At 36.0% G+C, this 203-nt stretch carries 1 protein-coding gene; it reads left to right on the top strand.

Features of this window, described 5'->3' with window-relative positions; all coding sequences use genetic code 11:
• Positions 1-203, top strand: a 203-nt coding sequence (locus AAC147_RS11655) for an SDR family oxidoreductase (RefSeq protein ID WP_047686669.1), incomplete at both ends; no start/stop codon positions are given.

Genomic DNA, 203 nt, shown 5'->3' with positions numbered 1-203 from the left:
ATAATAAATATCAGCTCAGTCGCCGGACGCAAAACTTTTCCTAACCATACTGTTTATGTTGGTACCAAATTTGCTGTACATGGAATGAGTGAGAATTTAAGAGAAGAGCTTTCAAAGCACAATATAAGAGTCACAATAATTGCTCCTGGTGCAGTCGAAACTGAGCTATTAAGCCACACATCTGATAAAAAAATAAAAGAAGA

The organism is Xenorhabdus sp. NBAII XenSa04 (assembly GCF_963866145.1).
GTDB classification, from domain to species: Bacteria; Pseudomonadota; Gammaproteobacteria; order Enterobacterales; family Enterobacteriaceae; genus Xenorhabdus; species Xenorhabdus indica.
The sequence above is the reverse complement of the archived record's forward strand: the minus strand, read 5'-3'. Positions and strand labels throughout refer to the sequence as shown.